Source organism: Phenylobacterium sp., from assembly GCF_030654915.1.
Classification (GTDB): domain Bacteria; phylum Pseudomonadota; class Alphaproteobacteria; order Caulobacterales; family Caulobacteraceae; genus Phenylobacterium.
This window is the reverse complement of sequence record NZ_JAURWM010000389.1, coordinates 1-5,559: the sequence shown is the minus strand read 5'-3', so window position 1 is coordinate 5,559 and position 5,559 is coordinate 1. Positions and strand designations below refer to the sequence as shown.

Sequence of the window (5,559 nt, the reverse complement as noted above, 5' to 3'; positions counted from 1 at the left end):
GTCGAAGGCGTCGTGGGTCAGGGCCACCGCCGTCGACATGGCGATCACGTCGCGGGAGAACAGCGACAGCTCCATGCCCGGCCGCCCCTGGGTGACGCCGTCGCACATGGCCGGCACCCCGCCGGCGTACTGGGCCGTGGCGCCGACCGCCTCGGCCGCCGCCTTGATCAGGGCCGGGAACCGCTCGAGCGGCTGGTGGGCGGAAAGCATGTCGTTATAGGCGGAGACGATGGCCACGTTGGGCGCGGTCGGATTGCGCATCCTCTGCTTGTCGCCGTCCGGACTGGCGGCGAAGGCGTGGGCCCAGTTGGCGCAGGAGAGCTTGGCGCGACCTGGCCCGTCGTGGCGGGCGGCCTCCATCCGGCGAAGATAGTCAGCGCGGCTCTCACGGCTGCGCTCGATGATGCGGGCGGTGACGGCGGCGGTGACAGGATGCAGGGCGACAGACATCAAGCTAGCTCCGACTGCTACGGGGTCCAGAGAACGCGCACCGGCGCTTTAGCCTGTTCGAGCAGTGCGTGCACGGGAAGACCGCTCCCGTTTTCGACGACCTCGCGCTTGGTCTCGCCGGAGATCAAGATGAGCGTCAACCGCGCCTGCAGCAGCGCCGGCATGGTCATGCTGACACGGGCCAAGGGCGGCGAACCGGCACCTGCCGGCACGCCCAGGCAGAAGCGCTCGCCAGCCGGATTCATCCCCTCGTCCATCACCGGACTGCCCGGGATCAGGGACGCCACATGGCCGTCCTCGCCCATGCCCAGCAGCATGACGTCATAGGGCGCCAGCGCCCTGACATCGGGTTCGGCGCGCAGGGCCGCTTCCTTGACGTTGGCCACGTCGAAGCTCAGCGGCGTGAACTGCGCCGAGGCGGCCTTGCCGACCAGCAGGCGCTCGCGCACCAGGCGCTCGTTGGAATCGGGCGAGGTGGGGGCGACGAACCGGTCGTCGGACAAGGTCACCGTGACATTGCTCCAGTCGAGCGGCGCCTGGGCCAGGAGATCGTAGATCGGAGCGGGGGAACGGCCGCCCGTGGCGACCAGGACGCCGGCGCCGCGCTCGGCGATCGCGGCGCTGAGGGCGGCCTGCACGGCGGCGGCGGCGGCTTCGGCCAAGGCGGCCGGACTTGCGAAGGTTTCAAACATCTCCCGCCCCATAACGCAGCTACGCGGCAAACGCCCCCGCTGATTCGTGCTCAAGGCGAGGAAAGGCTCCCCTGGCTCGGAACCTTCCGGCCCGGTCGCGAACTATCCCCTCGGTTCCACGCGACCGTCTGCTCCCCCCAGGCGCGCGTCACCCATACAATCAGGAGGTCTTTCGATGAGGATCGCTCAAGTTCCGCCGCTCTATGAGGCTGTGCCGCCGCGCTTCTATGGAGGGACCGAACGCGTGGTGGCGCACCTCACTGACGCCCTGGTGGAGCTCGGACACGACGTCACCCTGTTCGCCAGCGCCGAGGCCCAGACCAAGGCCAGACTCGTCAAGGTCCGCGACCAGGCGATCCGCCTGGACCCCGCCTTGCTGAAGTCCGACCTCGCCGCCCACATGTCGATGCTGTGGGACGTGCGTCGCCGGGCCGACGAGTTCGACATCATCCACTTCCACACCGACATGCTGCATTTCCCGTTCTTCGAGGACATCGCGGCCAAGACCCTGACCACCTTGCACGGCCGTCTCGACCTGAAGGACTTGCCGGGCGTCTATTGGCGCTGGAACCAGTTCCCGCTGGTCTCGATCTCCGATGACCAGCGCACGCCGATCCCATTCGCCAACTGGGCCGGGACCGTGCACCACGGCATGCGCGCCGACCTCTACAAGCCAAGCTACGAGCCAGGCCGCTACCTCGCGTTCCTGGGCCGCATCTCGCCGGAAAAGCGCCCCGACCGCGCCATCACCATCGCCAAGCGGATGGGCATACCGCTGAAAATCGCCGCCAAGGTCGACGCCGCCGACGCCCGCTACTTCCAAGAGAAGATCGAACCGATGATCCTTGGCCAGAGCCTGGTCGAGTTCGTGGGCGAAATTGGCGACGACGCGAAGTCCGGCTTCCTCGGCGGGGCGCAGGCTCTGCTGTTCCCGATCGACTGGCCCGAACCCTTCGGCCTGGTGATGATCGAGGCCATGGCCTGCGGTACGCCGGTGGTCGCCTATGGCTGCGGGTCAGTCCCCGAAGTGATCGAAGAGGGGCTCACCGGCTTCATCGTCAGCAATGAGGACGAGGCCGTCGCCGCGGTGGCCCGCACCGCGACCTTGAACCGCCGCGACGTCAGGCGCAGATTCGACGAACGCTTTTCGGCGACCGCCATGGCGAGACGCTATCTCGATCTCTACGCCGCCCAGGGCGTGACCCGGCCCGACATGGCTCTCGTCGCCAATGGATGAGGACAGGGCCCACGATTGAGGACAGGGATGGACGACCTCGCGCCGGCGCCCGACGCGCCCATCGAATTGGGGGAGACGGGCGAGCCCCGTGTTCCGCACCGCCTCTTCGCGCTGAAGGACAAGGACACCTTCGTGGTGGCCGACGCCTTTGGCGACATCATCGGCACCGGCGATGGGTTGTTCCACAACGACACCCGCATCTTGTCGCGGTTCCGCCTGCTGCTCGGCGGGCAACCGCCCTCGTTGCTGTCGGCCGCGATCGCCCAGGACAACGTGTTCTTCACCTCGCACGGCGCCAACCAGGCCCTGCCGGCCCCCGGCGGCCCGGTCGGGCCGCCGGGGGTGCTGCATGTGGAGCGCAAGCGGTTCCTGTGGGAGGAGCGGATGTACGAGCGCATCTGCTGCATGAACTACAGCCGCGACGTGGTGCTGCTGCCGCTCTCGCTCGAGTTTGGCGCGGACTTCCGCGACATGTTCGAGGTTCGCGGCATGCGCCGGACTCGGCGCGGCCTGATCCATCCACCCGAGATCGACGGCCGCAGCGTTCGCTTCCGCTATGATGGCCTGGACAATGTCGAGCGCAGCAGCGTGATTTCCTTCTCCGACCCGCCGGGACGGATGGCGGGCCACCGCGCCGACTACATGTACTCCCTGCAACCCGAAGGGCGGCTGGAGCTGTACCTTGAAGTCGGGGCGCACAACGGCGCGGTCCCCAGCCGCGAGCGCTTCCGCTACGCCGCGGCCCGCGCCCGCTGGGACATGCGCGCCCGCCGCCGCCACGGCGCACGGATCAAGAGCTCGGGCCGGCTGTTCAATGAATGGCTGGAGAAGTCGCGAGCGGACCTGGCCCTGCTGACCACCCGCATGGAGACCGGCCCCTACCCCTATGCCGGGATCCCCTGGTTCTCGACCGCCTTCGGACGCGACGCGATCATCACCGCCTGGCAAATCCTGTGGTTCGAGCCGTCCCTGGCCAAGGGCGTGCTGACTTACCTCGCCGCGCACCAGGCCGAGGAGGTCTCGGCGTTCCGCGACTCCGCGCCGGGCAAGATCATGCACGAGACCCGCAAGGGCGAGATGCCGGCCTTGGGCGAGGTGCCGTTCGCCCGCTACTACGGCGGGGTCGACACCACGCCGCTGTTCGTGGCCTTGGCCGGGGCCTATGCCGAGCGCACCCGGGACCTGGCGCTGATCGACGACCTGTGGCCAGCCCTGACCGCCGCGATCCGCTGGATCGAACAGTTCGGCGACTCCGACGGTGATGGGCTGATCGACTACAAGCGCGGCAAGGACTCGGGACTGGCCAACCAGGGTTGGAAGGACAGCGAGGACAGCGTCTTCCACGCCGACGGCCGATTCCCCAACGGGCCGATCGCCCTGGTCGAGGTCCAGGGCTACGCCTTCGCCGCCTATCGGGCGATGGCCAAGCTGGCCCACCATCGCGGCGACCAGGACAACGCCGCGCGCTGGGCCGCCCGCGCCGAGCAGATTCGCGAGACCGTCGAGCGACGGTTCTGGATGGAGGACCTGGGCACCTATGGCATCGCCATCGACGGCGAGGGCGAGCTGTGCCGGGTGCGCACCAGCAATCCCGGCCACCTGTTGTTCTGCGGCCTGCCCAGCCCGGAGCGGGCGCGCAAGGTGGCTGAGCAGCTGATGTCGGCCGCCTTCGATTCAGGGTGGGGGGTGAGAACCCTGGCCACCGGCGAGCCGCGCTACAATCCGATGAGCTATCACAACGGCTCGGTCTGGCCGCACGACACGGCGATCTGCGCCATGGGTCTGTCGCGCTATGGCGAACGGGACGGGGTGGTGAGGCTGACCTCGGGCCTGTTCGAAACCGCCAACACCTTCGAGATGCGGTTGCCGGAGCTGTTCTGCGGCTTCCCGCGGATGGCCGGCGAGCCGCCGGTGGCCTATCCCGTCGCCTGCCTGCCCCAGGCCTGGGCGGCGGGCTCGATCTTCATGATGCTGCAGGCCTGCCTGGGCGTGACGGTCGATGGCTGGAACCGCGAGGTGCGAGTCTCCGACCCTCGCCTGCCGATCGGCATCGACCGGCTGGAGATCGACGGTCTGAGGATGGGCGACGAGAAGGTCGATCTGTTGTTCGAACACGCCGGCCGCAGGATCGACGTCCAGGGCCGTGGCCCGAACGGCATCCCCGTGCGGGTTCGCTGAGACACCCTGACTTCCTCCCACGTTTACGGGGGAGGCCGCGAAGCGGTGGAGGGGGCAGCCTCAAGCTCAGAGCCGGGCCTCGCCCCCTCCACCACCCTTCGGGCGGTCCCCCTCCCCCATTCCCGTTGGTCATGGGGGAGGAAAAGTTACCGCCGAGGGGTGTGCGCGATCCGCAAGATGTTGGCGGCGCCGGGCGATCCCATAGGCAGGCCGGCCAGGATGATCACCCGCTGACCGGGCGCGGCCAGCCCGGTCGCCACCGCTTGCTCCACCGCCACGCGGGCGAGGTCTTCGGGGTCGGCGAGGTCGGGCACGACCCGCGCCTCGACGCCCCAGGCCAGCGCCAGCTTGCGCGCGGTCTTCAGGTTGGGGGTCAGGGCCAGGGTCGGTTGCAGCGGCCGCTCGCGGGCCAGGCGCAGGGCGGTCTGTCCCGTGGTCGTGAAAGCCGCGATGCAGGCCGTCGAGGCGATCTCGGCCGCGCGGTGGGCGGCGGCGACCAGGGCGTCGGCGTCGGCGTCCTCGACCGGATATTCAGCCGCCATCAGCTCAGGCCAGCGCGGGTCGCGCTCCACCCGGGCGAGGATGCGGTTCATGATGGTGACCGCTTCGACGGGATACTCCCCGGCCGCGGTCTCGGCCGACAGCATCACCGCGTCCGCGCCCTCATAGACCGCGCCGGCTACGTCGGAGGCTTCGGCGCGGGTCGGGGTCGGGGCGTGGATCATCGATTCCAGCATCTGGGTCGCGACGATCACCGGAATGCCTCGGGTTCGGGCGGCGCGGATCAGCGCCTTCTGAACCACCGGCACGTCCTCGGGATTCAGCTCCACGCCAAGATCGCCGCGCGCGACCATCACCGCTTCGCAGAGGTCCAGGATCTCATCGAGCGCCTCAAGCGCGGCGGGCTTTTCAATCTTGGCCAGCACGGCCGCGCGGCCCTGAACGATCTGCCGCAGCTCGGCCATGTCCGAGGCGCGCTGCACGAAGGAGAGCGCGATCCAG

Annotated in this window: 5 protein-coding genes; 2 read left to right on the top strand and 3 right to left on the bottom strand. The window is 69.0% G+C overall.

Going from position 1 to position 5,559, the window contains the following annotated elements; translation table 11 throughout:
- Both Q7T84_RS20465 and pgl read right to left on the bottom strand, forming a co-directional pair.
- A partial coding sequence (locus Q7T84_RS20465) for a dihydroxy-acid dehydratase (RefSeq protein ID WP_304812853.1) occupies positions 1-450 on the bottom strand: 450 nt, incomplete at its 3' end.
- Between the two features lie 17 nt (positions 451-467).
- Entirely contained in the window at positions 468-1,142 is a 675-nt protein-coding gene (pgl, locus tag Q7T84_RS20460) for a 6-phosphogluconolactonase (RefSeq protein ID WP_304812850.1), read from the bottom strand.
- A gap of 175 nt (positions 1,143-1,317) precedes the next feature.
- On the opposite strand from pgl, the gene Q7T84_RS20455 reads away from it, so the two are divergent.
- Positions 1,318-2,379, top strand: coding sequence for a glycosyltransferase family 4 protein (locus tag Q7T84_RS20455; RefSeq protein ID WP_304812847.1), 1,062 nt, complete (start codon positions 1,318-1,320; stop codon positions 2,377-2,379).
- A gap of 27 nt (positions 2,380-2,406) precedes the next feature.
- Positions 2,407-4,557 (top strand): amylo-alpha-1,6-glucosidase, encoded by a 2,151-nt coding sequence (locus Q7T84_RS20450; RefSeq protein ID WP_304812844.1) that lies wholly within the window; start codon positions 2,407-2,409, stop codon positions 4,555-4,557.
- A gap of 146 nt (positions 4,558-4,703) precedes the next feature.
- Here Q7T84_RS20450 and Q7T84_RS20445 read toward each other — a convergent pair.
- The coding region (locus Q7T84_RS20445) for a pyruvate kinase (RefSeq protein ID WP_304812842.1) at positions 4,704-5,559 on the bottom strand (856 nt) is incomplete at its 5' end.

What these genes read in the sequence shown, in the direction of transcription:
- Q7T84_RS20450 (WP_304812844.1), top strand. Translation starts at nt 2,407, where the DNA reads ATGGACGACCTCGCGCCGGCGCCCGACGCGCCCATCGAATTGGGGGAG.
- pgl (WP_304812850.1), bottom strand. Translation starts at nt 1,142, where the DNA reads ATGTTTGAAACCTTCGCAAGTCCGGCCGCCTTGGCCGAAGCCGCCGCC.
- Q7T84_RS20455 (WP_304812847.1), top strand. Translation starts at nt 1,318, where the DNA reads ATGAGGATCGCTCAAGTTCCGCCGCTCTATGAGGCTGTGCCGCCGCGC.